This is a genomic window from Paenibacillus sp. FSL K6-1217 (genome assembly GCF_045040735.1).
Lineage (GTDB): Bacteria > Bacillota > Bacilli > Paenibacillales > Paenibacillaceae > Paenibacillus_AQ.
In genome coordinates, this window is the sequence record NZ_CP150271.1 from 7,197,038 (window position 1) to 7,220,422 (window position 23,385).

Genomic DNA, 23,385 nt, shown 5'->3' on the forward strand with positions numbered 1-23,385 from the left:
ATCAAATACATATCGTATGGAGGCGGCATTATGAAAGAGAAACTATTGCGTCCGGTCAGCGGTTTCTGGGTTATCGCTCTGATTGCTATTTGTATCGGAGGCGGGATTTACGGTGCGGTCCAGGAATACGCGGCATTGTCAGTGTTCCTGTTTGTTGCGGCGGGAATTCTATGTACCAGCATTACCGTGGTACAGCCTAACAAGTCGGTGGTCGTGACCTTCTTCGGCCAATATGTGGGTACCATTGCAGCCAGCGGCCTGTTTGCAGTCATTCCATTCAGCATCCGCAAGACCGTATCCCTGCGGGTCCGCAATTTCAACAGCGTGAAGCTGAAGGTCAATGATGTGGAAGGGAATCCGATTGAGATTGCTGCGGTCATCGTGTTCAAGGTCATTAATTCGGCCAAAGCGCTGTTTGATGTGGATAAATATATGGCATTCGTAGAAATTCAGAGTGAGACCGCTCTGCGTCATGTAGCCAGCAAGTATCCTTACGATAACTTCAATGAGTCCGGCATGTCCCTGCGGGCCAATGCGGATGAAATTGCCAAGGAGCTGGCGGTGGAGCTGCAGGAGCGGCTGTCCTTATCCGGTGTAGAGGTCATTGAAGCCCGGCTGACCCATCTGGCGTATTCCACAGAAATTGCCAGCACGATGCTGCAGCGCCAGCAGGCTTCCGCCATTCTGTCCGCACGGCAGATCATTGTAGAAGGTGCGGTCAGTATGGTAGATATGGCGATCCGTCAACTCAAGGAGAGCGGTGTGGTTGAACTGGACGAAGAGCGCAAGGCGGCAATGATCAACAATCTGATGGTGGCGATTGTGTCGGAGCGCGGCGCAAGTCCGGTCATCAACGCCGGCTCGTTATACTAAAGGTGGTTATACTATGGCGGCCAAAAAAAGCTTTCCGCTGCGGATCGATCCCGAGCTGCATGAAGCGCTGGAACGCTGGGCGGGAGAAGAATTTCGCAGCGTAAACGGACATATCGAATATTTGCTGCGTGAGTCTTTGAAGCGTGCAGGCCGCTTGCCGGTAAAAAAACAACGGGAAGAAGAATAATCAGCCCGGGGCGGCGGCCCATCTGGTTTGAAGACGGACAGCCGTTTTACGCTTGACGGAAGATAAGCTGAGATTTATAATTACCGTAATTCATGTTATCAGCGTTGACAAAGATATGAACCGCTTGCTTTGGACCGTTCCAGAGAGAGGAAGCCTCAGGCTGCAACTTCCTCCGGTACCGGCTGTCGGTTTACCCCTTTGTAGCTGCGGTTATGAACTCCAGAGAGATTCCGTTTCCGGAACCTTGAGAGATAGTAAGAACCGCCGGTTCATGGCCGTTATCCCCATGCTAACGAAGGATTATATTCTGCACTGAAGCCGAATTCTCGGCGCATCTGCAAGGATAGATCGAATTTGGGTGGAATCACGGGTGCAATCACTCGTCCCTTTGCGGGACGGGTGTTTTTTGTGTGCAGAAGCTATGAGTGATAGCCGCTTACAGGCTTAGGCCGGCGAAGTGAGTGTGTATGAAGAGTTCAGGTAAGTATAGGCCAACAAACTTTAGGGGGAAGTATCATGTCAGTAAACATTAAGCTACCGGACGGATCGGTCCGGGAATACGCAGACGGCAGCAGCATTGATGATGTAGCCGCTTCTATCAGCAGCGGACTGCGCAAGAATGCCGCAGCAGGCAAGCTCAACGGGATTGTCGTAGACCTGTCAGCACAGCTTCAGGAGGGTGATCTGGTAGAAATCGTAACCCTGGATTCGCCGGAAGGTCTGGAAGTGATGCGTCATAGCACTGCTCACCTGATGGCGCAGGCTGTAAGACGCCTGTTCGGCACTAAGGAAGTGAAGCTTGGGGTGGGTCCTGTCATCGAAGACGGCTTCTATTATGATATGGATCTGGAGCATCCGCTCAATCCCGAGGATCTGCTGAAGATCGAGAAGGAAATGGACCGCATCGTCTCCGAGAATCTGCCGATTGTCCGCCACGAGGTTAGCCGGGGGGAAGCACTGGAGCGCTTCGGCGAGCTGGGTGACCCTTACAAGCTGGAACTGATTGAAGCCCTGCCTGAAGACAGTGTCATCACGATCTATGAGCAGGGCGAATTCTTCGATCTCTGCCGTGGCCCACATTTGCCATCGACAGCCAAGATCAAAGTATTCAAGCTGATGAACGTGGCCGGAGCTTATTGGCGCGGAGACAGCAAGAACAAGATGCTGCAGCGGGTGTACGGCACAGCCTGGATCAAGAAGGCTCAGCTGGATGAGTATCTGCGCCTGCTGGAGGAAGCCAAGAAGCGCGACCACCGGAAGCTGGGCAAGGAGCTGGAGATTTTCACCTTCAACCAGTTAGTTGGACAAGGCCTGCCGATCTGGCTGCCTAAGGGCGCGAAGCTGCGCAGTATTCTGGAGCGTTATATTGTGGATCTGGAAGCAAGTCTCGGATACCAGCATGTCTACACTCCGGTACTGGGGAACGTAGAGCTGTACAAGACTTCCGGGCACTGGGAGCACTATCAGGAAGACATGTTCCCTAAGATGACTATCGATAACGAAGAGTTCGTGCTTCGCCCGATGAACTGTCCGCACCATATGATGATCTACAAGAGCTCCATGCACAGCTACCGTGATCTGCCGATCCGTATTGCCGAGCTTGGAATTCAGCACCGTTATGAAATGTCGGGAGCCTTGACAGGTCTTCACCGCGTACGCTCGATGACGCTGAATGACTCGCATATCTTCTGCCGTCTGGACCAGATCAAGAGCGAGTTCATCCGCGTTCTGGAATTGATTAAGCAGGTATACAGCGACTTCGGGATTGAAGACTACCGGTTCCGCCTCTCCTACCGTGATCCTAAGGATACTGAGAAGTATTATGCCAACGACGAGATGTGGGAGACTGCACAGCGTATGCTGCGTGAGGTAGTCGAAGAAGCCGGCCTGCCGTTCTACGAAGCTGAAGGCGAAGCAGCCTTCTATGGTCCGAAGCTCGATGTGCAGATTAAGACTGTACTCGGCAAAGAAGAGACACTTTCGACCGTACAGATTGACTTCCTGCTGCCGGAACGCTTTGAGCTGGAATATGTCGGCGACGACGGCCAGAAGCACCGCCCGGTTGTGCTGCACCGCGGGATTCTGGGAACCATGGAACGGTTCGTAGCCTTCCTGCTGGAGAACTTTGCCGGTTCACTGCCGCTCTGGCTGTCCCCGCAGCAGGTGAAGATTATTCCGGTATCGTCAGCCTTCGACGAATATGCGAAGGAAGTGGAAGCGAAGCTGCTGAAGAGCGGTATTCGTGCGGAAGTGGATCTGCGCAATGAGAAGATGGGCTACAAGATCCGTGAAGCTCAGCTGGAGAAGCTGCCGTACATGTTCGTGGTCGGCGAGAACGAAATGAACGCAGGCAGTGTGTCGATCCGCAAACGCGGCGAAGGGGATATCGGGGCCCGGCCGCTGCCGGAAGCCATTGACTCGCTTACACAGGAAATTGCCGGACGCGTCATCTAGCTAGAGTATTAACTGAGCCTCTGTTATAAGCCGCATGAGACCGCCGGAACGCGGTTTCATGTATATAATTTTGTGAAAAGGGAAACCTTCGTAGTATGGGGAGGGTTTAACTAATGAACAAAATGGGCTTATACCAGAGGTTTTGGTGTCTTTTCGTCACGCTCGTCCTTATGCTGACCGCTGCCGGGATCTTCCCGGATTACGCGCGCAAGTCGGCCCAGGCGAGAGGGATGGAGGACACTGCAGGACAGCATGGAAGCAGCATACAGAAGCAGTCACCGGTTGATCGTCAGCAGGCAGGCTCTGCATCCCGTCTTGGAGGCTCTTCGAGAGCCGTACGGCCGGATGCCGCGCTCAAGGCTCCTAACCCAGAGGTTCAGGCGGCTAAGCCTAAGAGTGCTCTCAAGGCCCCCGGTTCGGTACCGGTAGCCGCACCGGCTCCAGAGCAGATCATCACTTCGCTGAAAGTAATGGCCACCGGCTATACAGCCGGATACGAATCCACCGGCAAGACCGCGAAGCATCCAGAGTACGGGATTACGTATTCAGGAGTGAAGGTACGTCGGGACAAGAATGCGGTATCCACGATTGCAGCAGACCCGAAGGTGCTGCCGCTGGGAAGTATTTTATATATACCGGGTTATGGATATGGAATTGTGGCCGACACCGGATCGGCGATCAAGGGACGGAAGATCGACCTCTACTTCAGCACTACCAAGCAGGTCTACAAGGAATGGGGCAAGAAGTCCGTTGTGGTTCAGCTGATCAAGCGCGGCGACGGGAAATGCACGGAGAGTATGCTGAAGAGTCTCGGCCATGCTATTCAGACCTATAAAGCGGTTCCGCAATATTTACTGGAAGAAGCTATTTAAGGTTGTTGTGATGTGCCGGACATCCGGGAGTTTGAATTTATTTTCACGTGAGAATGCATAATCCGGCGGGCCGTTTCCCATAATATCGACTGGAGCAAATACTTGCTTCTTCCGATAGACAAAGGGAGGTGATTTCCGTGGCCAATTCCAAGAAACCAAAGGTACAAGAAAACTTCAAAACACCGAATGAAAAATACAATGCAGAGTTCGCTGTTGAAAATGACGGCGCCACTAAGCAAACTGGTAATTCTATGACCAAACCGGCTCAGAAACCGCAGCAGTAATGCTGGGTTCCCGGTAAGTTCCTGAAGCAACAAGGCTGTCCTGCCATGTCCGGATTACGGGCTGGAGGGCAGCTTTTTTTATGGAGCAGAGGATTAACTTAATATTCCAGTTGTCTCGGTCTGGAGACGGAGGCACGGTTCCTTCTTACGCCGCTGTTCTCCGCCGCATTCTTCCTGTAGACTAAGGCTATAAGTGTTCATAAGGAAGAGATGTATTTACGACAAGGGGGATGACATTATGAAACGAAGGTTCACCAGCCAGGTACTCGGAGGCCTGCTCCTCATCGGTCTGGGAGGAATGTTTCTGCTCCGGCAGATGGGTTACACGGATTTCAGTCTGGGTTCACTGATCTCCACCTATTGGCCGGTTATTCTGATCGTGATGGGAGTACAACGGTTTTTGGCTCCGGATGAGCAGCATTCAAGATTCTCGGCAACACTCGGCGGGTTCATTTTTCTGGCCATCGGGGTGTTTTTCCTGGGGCGGAATTTAGGCTGGTTCTACTACTCGGCAGGCGATTTCTTCAAAATGCTGATTCCGGTCATGCTGATCGGCGGCGGATTATCCGTCATCTTCAAGCCGCGGCCCAATACTCCGCCTGTACCACCGGCACCGCCTTCGCCGCCCGGTTACTACCCGCCTGGACCAGGCAGAGGCCCGCTGGATGCAGAGCCGCCCGCTCCGCTGGAATCTACGCTCGATCAGCAGTTTGAGCAGAAATTCGGCAAGTCCTCAGGCAGCGAAGAACGCAACTGGAACGATTATCTGCATAAGAATGAGGAGGATGCAGACGGTAACCCGCTGCATGCCTCGGCAGATACCCGCTGGCAGGAGAAGCAGGAGCGCCAGGATCGCAGACGTCAGGAGCGTCAGGAACGGCAGGCCCGCCGCCACGGGGAGTGGCATGAGGAGTTTCAGGATTCAGGGCATGATAAGGATACAACGAACCGTTCGGCGTTCATCGGCGATGTGCATATGGGCAAAGAGCATTTTCAATTGAAGCGGACCAACATTTCGCAGTTCATCGGGGATACGGTGCTGGATCTGACCAATGCGCAGATTCCTTACGGCGAGACCAAGATTAATATCTCCGCTTTTGTGGGCGACATTAAGGTGTACATTCCAGACGATATGGATCTGGGCGTGGCCGTGACCGGCAGCTCGTTCATCGGTGACATGCAGGTGCTGGAGCAGTCGCGCAGCGGGTTCATGAGCAATGTACAATGCAAGACACCATATTACAAGGAATCGGGCAAGAAGGTCCGTATCAATGTCAGCTGCTTCATCGGTGACATCAAAGTCAAAACGGTGGGTTAAATGGGGATGATCTTCAGTAATACCAAATGGATGCTGCTGGTGTATTTCCTGCTTAGCGGCGGAGTGACGGCGGGGCTGATGTATGCCGGGACATGCCTGGGCTATATCCAGGTAGTGGATACCCGGATGTGGATCTACCTGTGTCTGGGTATTGTACTGTTCACGGTCATTATCGGCTACATCGCCGGACAGCGGATTCAGCGGCGGATCGATCATCTCGATCTGAATATGCTGCAGGTGGCCAAAGGGAATATGTCGGTGCGGATGCCGGAGAGTGAGGACCAGTCTTTCGCACGCGTCTACCACGAGTTCAACATCATGATGGATACGGTCGAGAAGAAGATGAAGCGGCTCCAGCAGCTCGGGGAACAGGAAGTCATTGAGAAGGAAAAGGCAGCGGAGAGTGCGGTACTGGAAGAGCGCAGGCGTATGGCCCGGGATCTGCATGATACGGTGAGCCAGCAGCTGTTCGCTATTCACATGTCCGCCTCTTCGCTGCCTAAAGTGCTGGAACGCAGCGCCGAGCACGGGCAGACAGTCATGGATCAGCTGATCAGCATGTCCCAGATGGCCCAGAAGCAAATGAGGGCATTGATCGCACAACTGCGCCCGGTGGAGCTGGAAGGGCGTAATCTGTTCGAGGCACTGGAGAAGTGGTTCCCGGATTACTGCCGCCAGAACGGGCTCAAAGGGGTGAAGGAGCTTGAACTTCAGGGTGAGCTGTCTGAAGCGATTGAACATCAGCTGTTCCTGATTATTCAGGAGTCGATGGCGAATATCGTCAAGCATGCCGGCGCGCGGGTGGTCAGTCTGTCCCTGCGGGAGGTGCCGCGCCAGGTCGTGCTGAGCATCAGCGATGACGGGCAGGGCTTCGAGCACGTGCAGCATAAGCAAGGCTCCTACGGTCTCACGACCATGCGTGAGCGTGCTGAGAAGCTCGGCGGTCAAGTCGAGATCATCAGCCGCAGGGGAGCGGGAACGACAATCCGCGTACATATTCCAAAGTTTGTCCAAGGCCGCGCGGAGACGGCTGCTGACGGGACCGAGGCCGATTCTGAAGAGGCTTGATGCGCTCAGCGGTTATGAAGCAAGGGCTGCATCATAATTACACAATGTTAGGGGGAGTGCAGAATGAGTCTCGTAAAAGTACTGCTTGTAGATGATCACGATATGGTGAGGATGGGCCTCAAAACCTATCTGATGCTGGACCCGATGTTTGAAGTGATCGGGGAAGCGGCCAATGGGCATGAAGCGCTGGCGATGCTGCGCGAGCTGGGGCATGAAGCGCTGCCGGATCTGGTGCTGATGGACCTGATGATGCCGGTGATGAACGGAGCGGAGACGACCCGCGCTGTCTTAGCTGAATTCCCCGGGCTCAAGATTGTCATCCTGACCAGCTTTCTGGAGGACGATCTGGTGGTCGATGCGATTGAAGCCGGGGCTGTCAGCTATGTGCTCAAGACCGTCTCGGCAGAAGAGCTGATCTACGCGCTGCAAGGCGCCTATCGCGGCATGCCGGTGATGACCGGTGATGTGTCACAGGCGCTGACCCGCGGCATCCGCCAGCGTACGGTCCAGGGCGACTCCTCCGGCTTGACCGAACGGGAGAAGGAAGTGCTGCTGCTGATCGCAGAGGGCAAGACGAACAAGGATATCGGCGAGGAGCTGCATATCAGCATCAAGACCGTCAAGACCCATGTCAGCAACCTGCTGATGAAATGCGAGCTGGATGACCGCACCCAGCTGGCGATCTATGCCCACCGCAAGGGCTGGGCGCAGGGGTAGCGTGCTGTGTTATAGAGATTGATAAGCTATCAGGCTGTCCCGGCAGTAGTCATGAGATGACTATCCTGCCGGGACAGTCCTTTTTTATATTATCTTTTATCTCCATTTAAATTGTTTTTAAGGTGACCTTAAGGTTTACAGTACAAAATAAGAACAAGAAAACAAATAACACTTTGCCTGACACGGCAAGGCGCGGGAGGAAAGTAACCATGGACGATAACAAAAACAACTTCAATCGTGAGAACAATTACAATCGTGATCATGAACCGGGACCGGATCGTGAATGGGACAATAATCATAATGATACTGATAAAAGCACTAATTCATCCGCAGAAGGCGGCTCCTACTACTATTCTTACGGACCTTTCAAATCGATGAACAATGATGAGATGAACGGCAATGACCCGCAGCATTATAACCGCCGCGAACCCGAGCGTGTAGAGGTTACACCTCCACAGCCGGTGAAGTCCTTACCGTATAACACATCGCTCCGTACCACAGGGTATGACGGAAATGGCGGACGAGGCGGCAATCCTCCGGAGGGAGGCAACGGCTGGCAGTACAACCGTAAGCCGAAGAAGCCGGTGAAGGCGGTACTGGTATCTTTTCTCGCGGGAATGGTGGTCTTATCCGGCTCCATGTTCATGGCAGACCGGGGCAACTGGTTCACTGGAGGCCAGGAGGCAACGGCAGTTGCAACGAATCCTGTGGGGAAGACAGCTAGCGGCAACGCCAATATTACACCTTCCACTTCCGCAGCGGCACTGGTCACCGGATCGGGAGATGTATCCGGCGTAGTTGAAGGGGTAGGACCGGCAGTCGTCAAAATTGAGACACTGGTGAAATCAAACAACTCGCGGAACAGAAGCAGCAGCCCGAATATGAGCGATCCGTTCTCACAGTTCTTCTTCGGTGATCAATTCGGCGGAGGAGGTTCCGGTTCGAATAATTCGGAATCCCAGCCGGGCTCGAATAATTCTTCTCCGCAGCTTACACCTTACGGTATTGGTACAGGCTTCATCTATGATTCTGCCGGATACATTTTGACTAACCAGCACGTTGTCGATAATGCCGATGTGATTCAGGTTACGGTGGATGGCAATACCAAGACTTATGAAGCGAAGCTGCTGGGCTCCAGCAAGGATCTCGATCTCGCCGTACTGAAGATTGAAGGCTCGGACTTCCCGTCTGTGGCGCTTGGCGATTCCGACAGCATTAAGGTAGGCTCAGAGGTCGTGGCGATCGGTAACCCGCAGGGCTTCGACCATACAGTGACAACCGGGGTGCTCAGTGCCAGAGGCCGCAGTATTGATATTGCCGAAGAAGACGGAAGTGGTACAAAAACCTACAAAAATCTTCTGCAAACCGACGCCTCGATCAACCCGGGGAACTCCGGCGGACCGCTGCTCAACATGAACGGCCAGGTCATCGGTATGAACGTTGCAGTAAGCAGAGATGCTCAGGGTATCGGCTTTGCGATTCCGGTTAATACCATTAAAGGCGTGGTAGATAAGCTTGAAGCCAATCAGGAAATTCCTAAAGAACCGGTACCTTTCATTGGGGCTACTCTAATGACGATTACCGATGAAGTTGCCAAGCAAATGGGGACAACGATTAAAGAAGGCTCTGTAGTGGCTGAAATTGTCTTCAAATCTCCTGCGTATACAGCGGATCTGCGGCCTTACGATATCATTACAGGAATCGATGGCAAGAACTATGCGACCAACCAGGATCTGATTACCTATATTCAGACGCTTAAGGTGGGCGATAAGGTGACTCTGAATGTAGTCCGCGACGGCAAGAAGCTGGATCTGCCGATAACGATCGGCAACAAGAATGATTTCGAGAATGCACAGACTCAGAAGCAATAAGCACACTAGGCGGTGAGCGGCAGAGCGGAAGGGGCAACCCTTCCGCTCTGTGCTGCCTTGGTCTTGATGCGAAGAGACTGGTGCATCTGATACAATAGAGATATATGAATGAGACAATGGGGGCTGCCGGATGCGACCGAATATACTGATAATTGATGATGATGAGAAAATAACCTCCATGCTCCGCCGCGGGCTGGCCTTTGAGGGCTATGATGTCAAGACCGCGTCGAACGGGGCGGATGGGCTGCGCGCTGTTCTGAACAGTGATCCCGATGTGGTCATTCTGGACGTTATGATGCCCCAGGTGGACGGGTTCGAGGTCTGCCGCCGTCTGCGGGAGGGCGGAAGCAGTGTTCCTGTGCTGATGCTGACCGCCAAAGATGAAATCGAGCACCGGGTGAAGGGGCTGGACCTCGGCGCAGATGACTATCTGGTGAAGCCGTTTGCCCTGGAGGAGCTGCTTGCCAGAGTCCGGGCACTGCTCCGGCGCAAAAGCGAGCAGGGCGGCAGCACGGATCAGGCGGTCGCCTATGAGGATATTACGCTGGATGTGGATTCCCGGGAAGTGACCCGTGCCGGCCGGCGCCTGGAGCTGACGGCGAAGGAATTCGAGCTGCTGCATCTGTTCATGCAGAACCCGAAGCGTGTGCTCTCCCGTGATCTCATCATGGATAAGATCTGGGGCTACGATTACAGCGGGGAGTCGAATGTGCTGGAGGTATATATTGCTATGCTGCGCCAGAAGACGGAGGAGCATGGCGGCAAACGACTGATTCAGACGATCCGGGGAGCCGGTTACATCCTAAGAGGTGACTAATATGTCCATACGACTGCGGCTGACTGCCTGGTATTCAGGGATTCTTGCCGTTATGCTGCTGGTCTTGTCGGCCGTAATCTACGGCTTTGTCTATATTAATACGTATGGCGATTTGAAAAGCCGGCTCCTGAGCCAGTCCCATCAGGTTGAACTGAAGCAGGGGCTGACTTCTGACGGCACGCTGCAGCCGGTGCTAGGCGGACCTGCGGGCCAAAGCCTGTTCGCCCAGATGTACATCTATGATCTGGAAAGGTTGGTCCCCAGTGCGAACATGGCGGAGATCAGCCTGCAGTTCAAGGTTCCCGCCAAGGAGGACCTCCCCGGACAGGAGGGGTTCCTGCAAGCCAGCTATGGCGGCAATCCTTTTCTGATCTATCAAAAGGGCTTCGACATCAATCTCAATAACGGCAGTTTCCCTGCTGTCCTTCAGGTCGCCGTCTATACAGGAGAGCAGGTCACCCTGCTAAACCGGCTGAAGAATATTCTGATGGCCGGCTCCTTCGCTACCCTGCTCGCAGCCTTCACCTTCGGCCTCTTCCTGGCACGTAAGGCGATGAGTCCGATTGGCAAGGTCATTGAAGCGGCGAACGGGATACAGACGGGAACTGACCTCAGCTCGCGGATCGTATATGACGGTCCGCAGGATGAGATCGGGCGGCTGATTGAGACGGTGAACAGTATGCTCGGGCGGATGGAGGGCTTCTATACGGGGTTGGAGGAGGCCTATGCTACGCAGCGCCGCTTCGTCTCGGATGCTTCGCATGAACTGCGGACACCGCTTACAACCATCCGCGGGAATATCGATCTGCTGCAAAAGGTCTGGGAGATGGATCCGCAGGACAGCCGGATGTCCGAGGCGGATATCCGCCAGCTCTCGATTGAATCAGTGAAGGATATTGCCGATGAAGCGGCACGCATGAGCCGTCTGGTAGCGGATATGCTCTCCCTGGCCCGGGCGGATACCGGCCGGACCTTCGAGATCGAGCCGGTGGCGCTGGAGCCGATGATGACTGAAGTGGCCCGCCGGGCGTCGTTCCTGACGCGTGAAGCAGAGTGGTCTGTGGGTGAGATGGGCCATCTGAACGGTAAATATATCCTGGGCAACAAGGATTATCTGCAGCAGATGATGTTTATTTTCATCGATAATGCGTTCAAATACACCCCGGCCGGCGAGGTTACGCTGGATGCATTGCTGTATCAGAACCAGGTGGGAATCCGTATTGCCGATACGGGAATCGGGATGGACAAAGATGAAGTGCCGCATATCTTCGACCGCTTCTACCGTGCAGACGAATCCAGAGGAATTACGGAGGGCATCGGGCTCGGATTGTCCATTGCCAAATGGATTATCGAGGAGCATGGAGGCTCTGTTGAGGTGGTTACCCGGCAGGGGGAAGGGACTACCTTTGTGATCTGGTTGCCGCTTCTCTTTGCCCCGCCGCTGGAATAGGGTATAATTGAGTGGCTCCTATAACAGCAGTCATTGACAGCAGAAAGCGGTGAATTCATGGAAGTCATCAAAATCTCTCCCCGGGGTTATTGCTACGGCGTAGTTGATGCTATGGTGATGGCACGGCAGGCTGCGCAGAACCTGGATCTGCCCCGGCCGATTTATATACTGGGCATGATTGTGCACAACAGCCATGTCACGAACTCCTTCGAGGACGACGGAATCATTACGCTGGACGGGCATAACCGTCTGGATATTCTAGATAAAGTAGATAAGGGAACAGTCATCTTCACAGCGCACGGCGTCTCGCCAGAGGTCCGTAAGATGGCACGCGCCAAAGGGCTCACCACGGTAGATGCCACCTGCCCGGATGTGACGAAGACGCATGACCTCATCCAGGAGAAGGTAGAAGAAGGCTGCGAGATTATCTATATCGGTAAGAAAGGCCATCCGGAGCCTGAGGGTGCAGTGGGAATTGCGCCGGAGCATGTCCATCTGATCGAGAAGGAAGAGGACATTGCCGGTCTCTCTATTCCTTCCTCACGGATTGTCATTACCAATCAGACCACAATGAGCCAGTGGGATATCAAGCATATTATGCGTAAGCTGCTGGAGACCTTCCCCGGCGCGGAGGTTCATAATGAGATCTGTATGGCTACGCAGGTGCGGCAGGAAGCTGTCGCTGAGCAGGCAGGCCAGTGTGAGCTGGTTATTGTTGTTGGTGATCCGCGCAGCAATAACTCCAACCGCTTGGCGCAGGTCTCGGAGGAGATTGCCGGCGTAACAGCCTATCGTATCTCGGATGTATCCGAGATGAATACAGACTGGCTGAAGGGAATCACCAAGGTAGGTGTGACTTCCGGCGCTTCTACGCCGACACCGATCACCAAGGAAGTTATTAATTATCTGGAGCAGTATGACGAAGCGAAGCCGGAGACCTGGGAGATCAAGCGCACGGTCAATATGGCGAAGCTCCTGCCGCCGGTGAAGAATAAGACCGCAAGCACCAGCTGACAGCTCTGAACAGCAATAACACCCTTACTATGTACTTATAGCGATTAATCGGCAGTGCGGCCTGAGAGGGTGGTGCTGCTTTTTTTTGCGAAAAAAGAATGTCACTCGATGTTCTGTCACATAGAATTCACGCGGAGCCAGGGGAATAATGGTTGACTGAAAGGGGAATATGCGCTAAAATCACTTTAGTGCTTAAAAGCGTACACGCGTCGTAGCGAGATAGTAAATGGAGAATCAGCAGTGGCCGGTCTATCCAACAACACTAATACGGGTCCAAAAGGGGAGCTATAATATGATCGTTATTACATCCAACCAAACACCTCAGGAACAGGTGAATGAGATTATTGCCGTGATTGAGAAGGAAGGCTTGCAGGTCCACCTCTCTGTAGGGGCTGACCATACCGTAATCGGACTGGTCGGAGGCGTCACTCCGAAGCTTGCCGAGCATCTGCGCCAGATGAAGGGCGTGGAGAATGTGGTGAAGATTACCAAATCCTACAAGCTGGCAAGCCGCGACTTCCATCCGGAGGATACGGTTATCGATATCCGCGGAGTGAAGATCGGCGGAGAGAATATGGTCATTATGGGCGGTCCATGTGCCGTGGAATCTCCAGAGCAGATCGATGAGATTGCCCGGCTGGTCAAGGCTTCCGGCGGCCAGGTGCTGCGCGGAGGGGCCTTCAAGCCACGTACCGGACCGTACAGCTTCCAGGGGGTTGGCGTGGAAGGGCTGACGATGATGGCGGAAGCCGGCAAACGTCACGGCCTGCTGACCATTACTGAAGTTATGACGCCGGAATATGTGGATATCTGTGCCGAGCATGCGGATATTCTGCAGGTCGGTACACGCAACATGCAGAACTTTGACCTGCTGCGCAAGCTGGGCACCTGCGGCCGCCCGGTGCTGCTGAAGCGCGGATTCAGTGCGACCTATGATGAGCTGCTGAATGCGGCGGAATATATCCTTGCCGGGGGCAACCGGGATGTCATGCTCTGCGAGCGCGGCATTCGTACCTTCGAGACCTACACGCGCAACACGCTCGATCTGTCGGCCATTCCTGTGCTGCAGAACCTGAGTCATCTGCCTGTGATCTCTGACCCGAGCCACGGCACCGGACGCCGTGAGCTGGTAGCCCCTATGGCCAAGGCTTCGGTTGCAGCAGGCGCCAACGGTCTGATTATCGAGATGCATACCGACCCCGACAACTCCATGACCGGGGACGGCGTGCAGTCCCTGTTCCCTGAGCAATTCGACAGCCTGCTGCGGGATCTGGAGAAGCTGGCACCGCTGGTGGGCCGCAAGTTCTCCCCGTCTCTGGAGGCTGCACCTGTAGTATAATTTTCAAGTGTATAATGACTATTGAACAGCTCTCTTCTTCCGCTTCAGGGCGGAGGTTTAGGGCTGTTTTTGCTGCATAGAGGACAAAGGTGACATGGAATCCGGATGAATTTTACATTTTCACCAAAGCGTCAGAATATCTCACATTGTCGCAAGAAATACCTGACATAAGCATTGACGATGTTAGGTATGCGATTTATAATGACGACAGCAAAAAAATAAAAACAAGAACATTTGATACGATGAGCGGCCTAATGTTCGGAATCTGGGGAGGAATTAAGCATGTCGGTTGAAAAAGTATTGCAGACGATCAAGGAAAACAATATCGAGTGGGTGGATTTCCGGTTTGTAGATTTGGGTGGACGTGCTCACCACATCTCGTTGCCAGCATCCGCAGTTGAAGAAGAAACCTTTGTAAATGGAGTAGCATTCGATGGTTCTTCCATTACAGGCTTCCGGGGGATTGAAGAGTCGGATATGGTAATGATGCCTGATCCAAGCACTACTTACATTGACCCGTTCACTGCTCACCCGACACTGAACATTATGTGCGACATCTTCACACCTGACGGCGAACGTTATGAGCGCGACCCGCGCGGTATCGCAGTGAAGGCTGAAGAATTCCTGCAATCCAGCGGTGTAGGTACAGCGGCATTCTTCGCACCTGAATCCGAGTTCTTCATCTTCGACGATGTCCGTTACGAGAGCGGAATGAACACCTCCTCCTTCTACGTAGATTCCGAGGAAGCTGCATGGAACACTGGCCGCAAGGAAGAAGGCGGCAACATGGCCTTCAAGGTTGGCGTGAAGGGCGGATACGTGCCTGTAGCTCCAGTGGATTCCCAGCAGGATATCCGCAGTGAAATGTGCCGGTTGCTTGGTGAAGCGGGCCTCGAAATCGAACGCCACCACCACGAAGTAGCTACAGCGGGCCAGGCGGAGATCAACTTCCGTTTCGACACCCTGAAGAAAACAGCTGATAATCTCCTCACTTACAAATACATTGTGCAGAACACTGCACGCCAATACGGCAAGGTAGCCACCTTCATGCCAAAACCGCTGTTCGGTGATAACGGTAGCGGAATGCACGTTCACCAATCGATTTTCAACGGCGATGCTCCATTGTTCTACGAAAAAGGCGCCTATGCTAACCTGAGTGAAATGGCGCTGCACTACATCGGCGGTATCCTGTATCATGCTCCTGCATTGATCGCGCTGACGAACCCAAGCACCAACTCGTTCAAACGTCTGGTTCCCGGCTATGAAGCACCGGTCAACCTGGTCTATTCCAAGGGTAACCGTTCCGCTGCTGTCCGTATCCCGGTAGCTGCTGTGACTCCTAAGGGCTGCCGTATCGAATTCCGTACACCGGACTCCACTGCCAACCCTTACCTGGCCTTCTCCGCTATGCTGATGGCCGGCCTGGACGGAATCAAGAAGAAGATCAACCCTGAAGAAATGGGCTACGGTCCGCTGGACAAGAACATCTACGAATTGTCTGATGCAGACAAAGAAAAGATCCGCAGCGTTCCGGGTACCCTGGATGAAGCTCTGGATGCACTGGAAGCGGACTTCGAATTCCTGACAGAGGGCGGCGTATTCACCAAAGACTTCATCGATAACTATATCGCCCTGAAGCGTTCCGAAGCTCAAGCCGTTGCCATCCGCGTTCATCCGCATGAATACTCCCTGTACTTCGACGTATAAGAGATAAGCTAAGCCAATGTGCTGATGGTAATATAGCAATAGCTGCATAGAGAGGCCCCTGGAATCATTGATTCCGGGGGCTTTTGTGTGTTTTTCGTGTAACCAAACTTTCGGTGGCGGCAGTACGTGCCGGAGGGAGAGGTGAGAGGAGGAAGTAGAAAGATGAAAGGTGAAAGGTGAAAGGTGAAAGGGATAACCCCCACTGTTGCTGCTGCTGATTAAGCTGAGGGAGAGTAAATATGAAGAGCACAAGTGCACCTGAATCCAGCAAAAGTGGGCAAACGAGCTAAATGAGGAGCACAAGTGCACTTGAATCCGGCAAAAGTGGACAAACGAGCTAAATGAGGAGCACAAGTGCACCTGAATCCGGCAAAAGTGGGCAAACGAGCTAAATGAGGAGCACAAGTGCACCTGAATTCGGCAAAAGGGGAAAACGAGCTAAATGAGGAGCACAAGTGCACCTGAATCCAGCAAAAGTGGGCAAACGAGCTAAATGAGGAGCACAAGTGCACCTGAATCGGGCAAAAGTGGGCAAACGAGCTAAATGAAGAGCACAAGTGCACCTGAATTCGGCAAAAGTGGGTAAGTTGAGTAAATGTGGACCCCCGTTCGCACTTGTTACAAATAGCTTTATATTGTGTTTTCGTAAAGTTTCGTTATTTAAATAGTATTAATGAAATAAAATTACAATTTACTGTGGTACTCTGACCTTGGGAGTATAAATTTTGCACCTCAATCTATACTCATAAGTCACAAAAAACGCTTTACAAAGGGAAATTACGGTGTGATAATAAAATCGAAACCGATTTCGGAAAGCGGATTCGGGTTATGCAGTCATATGGATACCAGGTTATGTGGCCATGAGGTTACGTAGATATGCGGTTATGTGTTCATGTGTTACAAGAAGAGATCTGCTGTCAGGGAACAGGGAGGATGAATGTAATGAAGGATCAATCAAAGGTGACAAGAACAGGCTGGAGCTTCACCGGGAATAACGGGGACTTCCGGCTGGAGCAGCCGGACCGGAGCAGCTTTTTATATTTTCCGCTAGTGAATGAAGGGGGCATAATGTCCTCGGTCAGTCCCAAGCTGCATGGTCAGGCGACTTCGGGCCATAATACCTTTCTGACACCGCCAATCTCGGTGGAGGATCTGCATAATTCCCGTGCCTCGCGTAATTTTTGGGTATACATTGAAGGCAAGGGAGCCTGGTCGGCTGCGGGCAATTCTGCACGGCAGAATGCGGCATTCTATAGCGAAGCGGCAGATGAATCAGTGCTGGAGGCAGGACTTCTGTGGCATCGGGTGACGCGGGAGAGTAAGGAGCTGGGGCTGAGAGCTGAGATCACAAGCTTCGTGCCCTGCGGCAACGATAAGGTTGAGCTGATGAAGGTGGTCCTTACGAATAGCGGGACGGAAGCGCTGACGCTGACGCCCACTGCGGCTATCCCGCTGTATGCGCGGTCAGCGGACGATTTGCGCGATCACCGGCATGTCACTTCACTGCTGAACCGGATACATACTTCGGCTTATGGTGTAGAGGTGCAGCCTGCTCTGTCCTTCGACGAACGCGGCCACCGGGTGAATCATACTTCGTACGGGGTATTCGGGGCTGACGGGGGCGGAGCGCTGCCAACAGGATTATTCCCGGTACAGGAGGAATTCATCGGGGAGGGCGGAAGCCTGGACTGGCCGGAAGCCGTTGTGAACAATCTGGCTCCGCCGGTTGGGGAAGAAGGCGGAGTGGCATGGGAAGGATATGAGGCACTGGGGGGACTGCGGTTCGCTACGATCACCCTGGAGCCGGGTCAGAGCCATGCTTATGTCGTAGCCATGGCGATTGACAATGATAGAATCGATGTGCAGGCGCTGATGGCGAAATATGGCTCGGCTGCGGCTTTTGATACATTGCTTGAAGAGAATAAGCGCTTCTGGGCGGATAAAGTCAATACGGTAGAATTCCATACCGGAGATCATGCCGCCGACGAATGGATGAAATGGGTGACGCTGCAGCCGGTGCTGCGCAGACTGTACGGCAACTCGTTCCTGCCTTACCACGATTATGGCAGAGGGGGACGCGGCTGGCGCGATCTCTGGCAGGATTGCCTGGCGCTGCTGATTATGGAGCCTGCGGATGTGCGTAGCCTGCTCCTGAACAATTATGCCGGAGTTCGGATAGACGGCAGCAATGCCACGATCATCGGGCAGCAGCCGGGCGAATTCATTGCCGACCGCAACAATATTCCCCGGGTCTGGATGGACCATGGTGCGTGGCCGTTCCTGACGACCATGCTGTACCTGGATCAGAGCGGGGATCTGGACTTCCTGCTGCAGGAGCAGACCTACTTCCGCGATACTTTCATGAACCGCTGTAAGGACCGCGATGCCTCCTGGGAGCCGGGTGCAGGAAGCAGCCTGCGGACAACTGCGGGCGAAGAATATACAGGTACGATTCTGGAGCATATCCTGCTGCAGAATCTGGTTCCTTTCTTCAATGTGGGTGAGCATAACAACATCCTGCTGGAAGGAGCGGACTGGAATGATGGCCTCGATATGGCGGCACAGCGGGGCGAAAGTGTCACGTTCACAGCCTTCTATGCCAGTAACTTGCTCGATCTGTCCAAGCTGCTGAATACCTTGAAGGAACGGACGGGCGGAGATACGCTGGAGCTGGCTGAAGAGATGGTGCTGCTGCTTGACTCACTCGGCGAAGCTGTTAATTATGAATCGGTGACGGCCAAGCATGAACTGCTCAGCCGCTTCTATGCTGCTGCACCGAATAAGGTGAGCGGGGTAAGAGCCGTTCTGAAGCTTGAAGAGGTTGCAGCAGATCTCGCCCGCAAGGCGGAATGGATCTTCGATCACCTGCGCCGCAATGAATGGGTAGAGAGCGGACACGGCGACGGCTGGTTCAACGGCTATTATAATAATGACGGCGAACGTGTAGAAGGGGAATGGGCTGAGAGCACACGGATGACGCTTACCGGACAGGTCTTTCCGCTCCTCGGCCACGCGGCTGCTCCAGAACAGATTCCTGCGATCATCTCTGCGGTAGAGCGCAATCTGTATGATGAGAACATCGGCTACCGTCTGAACAGCAACTTCGGCGGCATTCAGCAGAATCTGGGCCGGGCGTTCGGCTTCGCCTTCGGACACAAGGAGAACGGAGCGATGTTCAGCCACATGACCGTTATGTACGGCAATGCGCTGTATAAGCGCGGATACGTCAAAGAAGGCCGCAAAGTGCTGGATTCACTGTATAACCTGAGTGCGAACTTCGAGGTCAGCCGGATGTATCCCGGAATTCCGGAATATATCAATGAGCAGGGCAGAGGAATGTACACGTATCTGACTGGATCGGCAAGCTGGCTGCTCCTGACGATGGTGACCGAGGTATTTGGCGTCAAAGGCAAGCTCGGCGACCTGCTGCTGCAGCCGAAGCTGGTGAATGAACAATTTGACGGCGATAAGAGCGCCTCGATCAAGACTATCTTTGCCGGACGCGAGCTGAAAGTCGTCTATACGGCTTCTGGAAGCACGGAGTACGGAGAGTATCAAATACACGCAGTGCGCTTGAACGGAGCTGAGGTAACGCTTCAGCGCGTCTCAGAGGGTGCTGTGATTCCTCGCAGCCTGCTGACAGGCCTGCCCGAAGGAGAGATTCATCTGCTGGAGGTAGAACTGGCCTAAGCCGGAGCTGCTGAATTCTATCGCCTGCTCTGCCGGTCCGTGCAGAGCAGGCTTTTTGAAAATATAAGAAATTATATGTTGCACACGATAACTTATCCTTCTATTTCTCGCTGATACGGTACAGTCCTTTTAAAGGACGGCAAAGCCGTTTCCGCTTGTATCCTAATACTAAGGATATATGAGAAGCACTAAAGAGATAAACAAAAAGCAAAAGAAGCGGAAGGGAAATTTGGAACTGTGGGAGCGGTAGCGTCCGCCTGAAAGCTTTCCGCAGGAAAGCTCGCATCGTAAGCAATAGACAGTCACCGGATTTCAACCGAGAAGAGCTGTTCAAATCATGAAATCTGGGGACGGGCAGCGGCCGGAAGTCCAAATGTTCACCACAGTGACGATGAAGCTTCAAGTTCAAAATTTAAATGTGTCTTATATAGATTTACCCAGGAAATGCTATGATAGGAAGTGCTGCGGCTATTCAGGACAGAAAGGAAAGAGTTCAATGACACGTGTACTATCCAATGGAGTATTGACAGTAGAGATTGCTGATGTAGGTGCCTATGGAGGCACCCGTTTTGACTGGACCGGATTTATTACAGGCGTGACGCTGGAGCAGGGCGGACATACCTTTTGCGTTCCGGAAAGTCTGGTGCCCGGGCAGGGTACGGGAGGGATAGGCCTCTGCAATGAGTTTGGCATTTCCCGGGCAATTGGCTATGAAGATGCTGCTCCTGGGGAATGGTTCCCCAAACCCGGCATCGGGCTGCTGCAGAAGCAAAGGGATGAGCCTTATTCATTCGTAGGGGAGTATCCGCTTAAGCCATTCCCGGTCACAGAAGAGTGGAGTGGAGACTCGGTTACATACACTGTGCAGCCGCTGGAATGCCGGGGCTACAGCATGCGGCTGGTCAAGACGCTGAAGCTGGAAGGGAACCGGCTGGACATTTTCTATAGAGTAGAGAATACAGGGACTGAAGTGCTGCGGATTGAAGAGTATATTCATAATTTTGTCGGCATTGATGGGGCGCTTGTAGGCACGGATTATGAGCTTAGGCTGCCGGGAACGCCGCAGATCGTGGCCCCGGAATCTGCTTATACGGAGAATTTGCTCAGCATAGACGGGAATAGCCTGACTTGGGCCGGGGAAACGGACCGCCAATTCTATTGCAGACTCGAAGGCTGGGAGCAGGCGGAGGGAGATTATTACTGGGAGCTGATCCATAAGCCGACCGGGGCCAGTATCAGAGAGAGCGGAGATTTCGCTGCTGAGCGGATTGCGCTGTGGGGTGACAAGCATGTGATTTCTCCCGAGGTTTTTGCTGATATCACTATTTTACCGCGTCACAGCAAGGGGTGGAGCCGCAGCTATCGATTTTCAGCTTCCTGAATGCGCCCGGGTTCCCTGATATGTGAATAATTATACTTGCTGGTGTTTAACGTTATCTGCTATCATAGCGATATCCATATTCATAGGAGAGAAAGGGTGGGGGTTATTTTGAGCAAGAGAGCATACAATTTTAATGCCGGTCCGGCAGCATTGCCGCTGGCAGTATTGGAACGTGCACAAGCGGAGTTCGTTGAATTCCGGGAGAGCGGAATGTCCATTATGGAGATGTCGCACCGCGGGGCGATATACGAATCCGTGCATAATGAAGCTCAGGAACGCCTGCTTTCGCTCCTCGGCAATCCGCAGGGCTACAAGGTATTGTTCATTCAAGGCGGAGCAAGCACACAGTTCGCTATGGTTCCGATGAACCTTATCGCTGAAGGCCAGGTCGGCAGCTATGTCATGACCGGAAGCTGGGCCGACAAAGCCCTGAAGGAAGCCAAGCTTACAGGCGGCGGTCATGTAGCCGCATCCTCGGCAGACAAGAAATTCCTGGCGATTCCCGAGCTTAGCAGCATCAAGGCTGCGGACAATGCCGCTTATCTGCATGTCACCTCGAATGAGACGATTGAAGGCACGCAGTATGCACAGTATCCTGATGCCGGTAACATTCCGCTGGTTGCCGATATGTCCAGTGATATTCTCTGCCGTGACTTCGATGTGAACCAGTTCGGCCTGATCTATGCCGGTGCGCAGAAGAATCTCGGACCATCGGGCGTCACCGTTGTGATTGCCAAGGAAGAGCTGATCTCCAGTTCTCCGGCGAATATTCCGACGATTCTGCGGTATGATACTCATTACAAGAACAACTCTCTCTACAATACGCCGCCATCCTTCTCTGTATATATGGTTAACGAAGTGTTAAAATGGATTGAGGAACAGGGCGGCCTCGCCGGCATTGAAGCCAAGAACCGTGACAAAGCAGGTCTTTTGTATGATTATATCGACGGCAGCGACGGTTTTTACCGCGGGGTAGCCGAAGTTGGCAGCCGTTCCATCATGAATGTAACGTTCCGGATGCAGTCGGAGGAGTTGGAGAAGCAGTTCATCAAAGCTTCCGAAGCGGAGGGCTTTGTCGGCCTCAAGGGACACCGTAGCGTAGGCGGCTTGCGCGCTTCGATCTACAATGCGGTTCCGCATGAGAGCGTTAAGGCGCTGGCTGATTTCATGAAGCATTTCCGGCAAACTCAAGGGTAATGAAAGAACGTTCCTGACCTTCCGCCTGGCAGCGGAAGGTTTCTTCTTGCCCATAGCCTAATGATATTGTCCGGTCCGGTCTGTACCTGCAAGCAGCATCAACAAAACATCACAGGGTCAGGGAAGGTGCAGCGGGTACTTACTCCGCCGCAGCCCTTAAGACCCTACAGAGAGGAAGCATCCGTATTATGGCTTTACACATTGTGCTGGTGGAACCGGAAATTCCGGCGAATACCGGCAATATCGCCCGTACCTGTGCGGCTACAGGAACTCATCTCCACCTCGTGCACCCGCTGGGCTTCCGCACAGACGATGCTACGCTGAAGCGTGCCGGACTTGATTATTGGCATGCGGTGAATATTGAATATCATAATTCCTTCAGTGAAGTACTGGAGAAGTATCAGGAAGGGCGATTCTTCTACGCGACCACCAAGGCCAAGAAGCGCTATAGCGATTTCAGCTTCCGCGATGGAGACTTTTTCGTGTTCGGTAAAGAAACCAAGGGGTTGCCGGCAGAGATTCTGGAGGCTGGTCAGGAAACGGCGATGCGGATGCCGATGAGCGAGGCGGTCAGATCGCTGAATTTGTCCAATTCGGCAGCGATTGTGGTCTATGAAGCACTGCGGCAGCTTGATTTCCCACAACTTTTCTAAAAGTTGACAACATTTTTTATTTTTTTCAGCAGGATTCGACATTTTAGTAACGAAATAGTTGATTAGTGCCGAAGAAAGTAATAGGGTACGTGAACTTGGAAGTCAGAAATGGCACTACTAATTATAAGTTGAACAGGAGAGTGTAAGTTAGATATGAAACCTGCTGGCGTTGTACGTAAAGTAGATCAGCTGGGTAGAATTGTTCTGCCTAAGTCTCTGCGTAAAAGGTATCAAATGAATGAAGGTGACCCTGTTGAGATTCTGGTTCAGGGCGACCACATTATTCTGGAGCGTTACCGTCCGAAGTGTGTCTTCTGTGGATCTATTGAAGGCGTAAGCGAATATAAAGACCGTTATATTTGTTCAAGCTGCCTTTCCGAAATGACCCAATTGCCAAGACACGCGTAAGCGTAGACCGCATCATTTATCTACATAGGGTAAAACGCCACAGCGGCGTCCTATAACATGGATGCTGGTTGGGACTCGGCTTCGG

General features: G+C 53.0%; 19 protein-coding genes. All 19 read left to right on the plus strand.

From position 1 onward, the window contains the following. Nucleotides 1-30 precede the first annotated feature (30 nt). The 19 genes from MHH28_RS31530 (at nucleotide 31) to MHH28_RS31620 (ending at nucleotide 23,300) form a co-directional block, all read left to right on the plus strand. Nucleotides 31-873 (plus strand): SPFH domain-containing protein, encoded by an 843-nt coding sequence (locus tag MHH28_RS31530; RefSeq protein WP_405109506.1) that lies wholly within the window; start codon nucleotides 31-33, stop codon nucleotides 871-873. 13 nt (nucleotides 874-886) lie between these two features. Beyond that, nucleotides 887-1,060 (plus strand): toxin-antitoxin system HicB family antitoxin, encoded by a 174-nt coding sequence (locus MHH28_RS31535; protein ID WP_405109509.1) that lies wholly within the window; start codon nucleotides 887-889, stop codon nucleotides 1,058-1,060. Nucleotides 1,061-1,576: 516 nt separating this feature from the next. Continuing rightward, a complete protein-coding gene (gene thrS / locus MHH28_RS31540; protein WP_405109512.1) occupies nucleotides 1,577-3,514 on the plus strand; it encodes a threonine--tRNA ligase in 1,938 nt (645 codons plus the stop codon). A gap of 113 nt (nucleotides 3,515-3,627) precedes the next feature. After that, nucleotides 3,628-4,386: a 3D domain-containing protein gene (locus MHH28_RS31545; protein ID WP_405109515.1), complete on the plus strand. Its 759-nt coding sequence runs from the start codon at nucleotides 3,628-3,630 to the stop codon at nucleotides 4,384-4,386. A gap of 137 nt (nucleotides 4,387-4,523) precedes the next feature. Then, complete coding sequence (locus MHH28_RS31550) at nucleotides 4,524-4,670, plus strand: hypothetical protein (protein ID WP_405109518.1); 147 nt, start codon at nucleotides 4,524-4,526, stop codon at nucleotides 4,668-4,670. Nucleotides 4,671-4,908: 238 nt separating this feature from the next. Further along, complete coding sequence (gene liaF, locus MHH28_RS31555) at nucleotides 4,909-5,988, plus strand: cell wall-active antibiotics response protein LiaF (RefSeq protein ID WP_405109521.1); 1,080 nt, start codon at nucleotides 4,909-4,911, stop codon at nucleotides 5,986-5,988. Beyond that, nucleotides 5,989-7,056 (plus strand): sensor histidine kinase, encoded by a 1,068-nt coding sequence (locus MHH28_RS31560; RefSeq protein WP_405109524.1) that lies wholly within the window; start codon nucleotides 5,989-5,991, stop codon nucleotides 7,054-7,056. Nucleotides 7,057-7,119: 63 nt separating this feature from the next. Then, the gene (locus MHH28_RS31565) at nucleotides 7,120-7,773 is read left to right on the plus strand and encodes a response regulator (protein WP_405109527.1); all 654 of its coding nucleotides are present in this window, start codon (nucleotides 7,120-7,122) and stop codon (nucleotides 7,771-7,773) included. 209 nt (nucleotides 7,774-7,982) lie between these two features. Then, nucleotides 7,983-9,644: a S1C family serine protease gene (locus MHH28_RS31570; RefSeq protein ID WP_405109530.1), complete on the plus strand. Its 1,662-nt coding sequence runs from the start codon at nucleotides 7,983-7,985 to the stop codon at nucleotides 9,642-9,644. Between the two features lie 130 nt (nucleotides 9,645-9,774). Beyond that, nucleotides 9,775-10,461, plus strand: coding sequence for a response regulator transcription factor (locus MHH28_RS31575; protein ID WP_405109533.1), 687 nt, complete (start codon nucleotides 9,775-9,777; stop codon nucleotides 10,459-10,461). Between the two features lies 1 nt (nucleotide 10,462). After that, nucleotides 10,463-11,911 (plus strand): sensor histidine kinase, encoded by a 1,449-nt coding sequence (locus MHH28_RS31580; RefSeq protein WP_405109536.1) that lies wholly within the window; start codon nucleotides 10,463-10,465, stop codon nucleotides 11,909-11,911. A gap of 57 nt (nucleotides 11,912-11,968) precedes the next feature. Then, nucleotides 11,969-12,925: a 4-hydroxy-3-methylbut-2-enyl diphosphate reductase gene (locus MHH28_RS31585; RefSeq protein WP_405117359.1), complete on the plus strand. Its 957-nt coding sequence runs from the start codon at nucleotides 11,969-11,971 to the stop codon at nucleotides 12,923-12,925. A 292-nt stretch (nucleotides 12,926-13,217) separates the two neighbouring features. Next, nucleotides 13,218-14,264 (plus strand): 3-deoxy-7-phosphoheptulonate synthase, encoded by a 1,047-nt coding sequence (gene aroF, locus MHH28_RS31590; protein ID WP_209991419.1) that lies wholly within the window; start codon nucleotides 13,218-13,220, stop codon nucleotides 14,262-14,264. A 282-nt stretch (nucleotides 14,265-14,546) separates the two neighbouring features. Next, on the plus strand, nucleotides 14,547-15,971 hold the full coding sequence (gene glnA, locus MHH28_RS31595; protein ID WP_340942542.1) for a type I glutamate--ammonia ligase: 1,425 nt from the start codon (nucleotides 14,547-14,549) through the stop codon (nucleotides 15,969-15,971). Between the two features lie 942 nt (nucleotides 15,972-16,913). After that, nucleotides 16,914-19,661: a GH36-type glycosyl hydrolase domain-containing protein gene (locus tag MHH28_RS31600; RefSeq protein ID WP_405109541.1), complete on the plus strand. Its 2,748-nt coding sequence runs from the start codon at nucleotides 16,914-16,916 to the stop codon at nucleotides 19,659-19,661. A 496-nt stretch (nucleotides 19,662-20,157) separates the two neighbouring features. Beyond that, on the plus strand, nucleotides 20,158-21,042 hold the full coding sequence (locus tag MHH28_RS31605; protein ID WP_405109544.1) for a hypothetical protein: 885 nt from the start codon (nucleotides 20,158-20,160) through the stop codon (nucleotides 21,040-21,042). 105 nt (nucleotides 21,043-21,147) lie between these two features. Continuing rightward, nucleotides 21,148-22,239, plus strand: coding sequence for a 3-phosphoserine/phosphohydroxythreonine transaminase (gene serC / locus MHH28_RS31610; protein ID WP_405117360.1), 1,092 nt, complete (start codon nucleotides 21,148-21,150; stop codon nucleotides 22,237-22,239). Between the two features lie 188 nt (nucleotides 22,240-22,427). Beyond that, entirely contained in the window at nucleotides 22,428-22,892 is a 465-nt protein-coding gene (trmL, locus tag MHH28_RS31615; RefSeq protein WP_209991414.1) for a tRNA (uridine(34)/cytosine(34)/5-carboxymethylaminomethyluridine(34)-2'-O)-methyltransferase TrmL, read from the plus strand. Nucleotides 22,893-23,045: 153 nt separating this feature from the next. Beyond that, nucleotides 23,046-23,300: an AbrB/MazE/SpoVT family DNA-binding domain-containing protein gene (locus tag MHH28_RS31620; RefSeq protein ID WP_405109547.1), complete on the plus strand. Its 255-nt coding sequence runs from the start codon at nucleotides 23,046-23,048 to the stop codon at nucleotides 23,298-23,300. The last annotated feature ends 85 nt before the right edge of the window (nucleotides 23,301-23,385 follow it).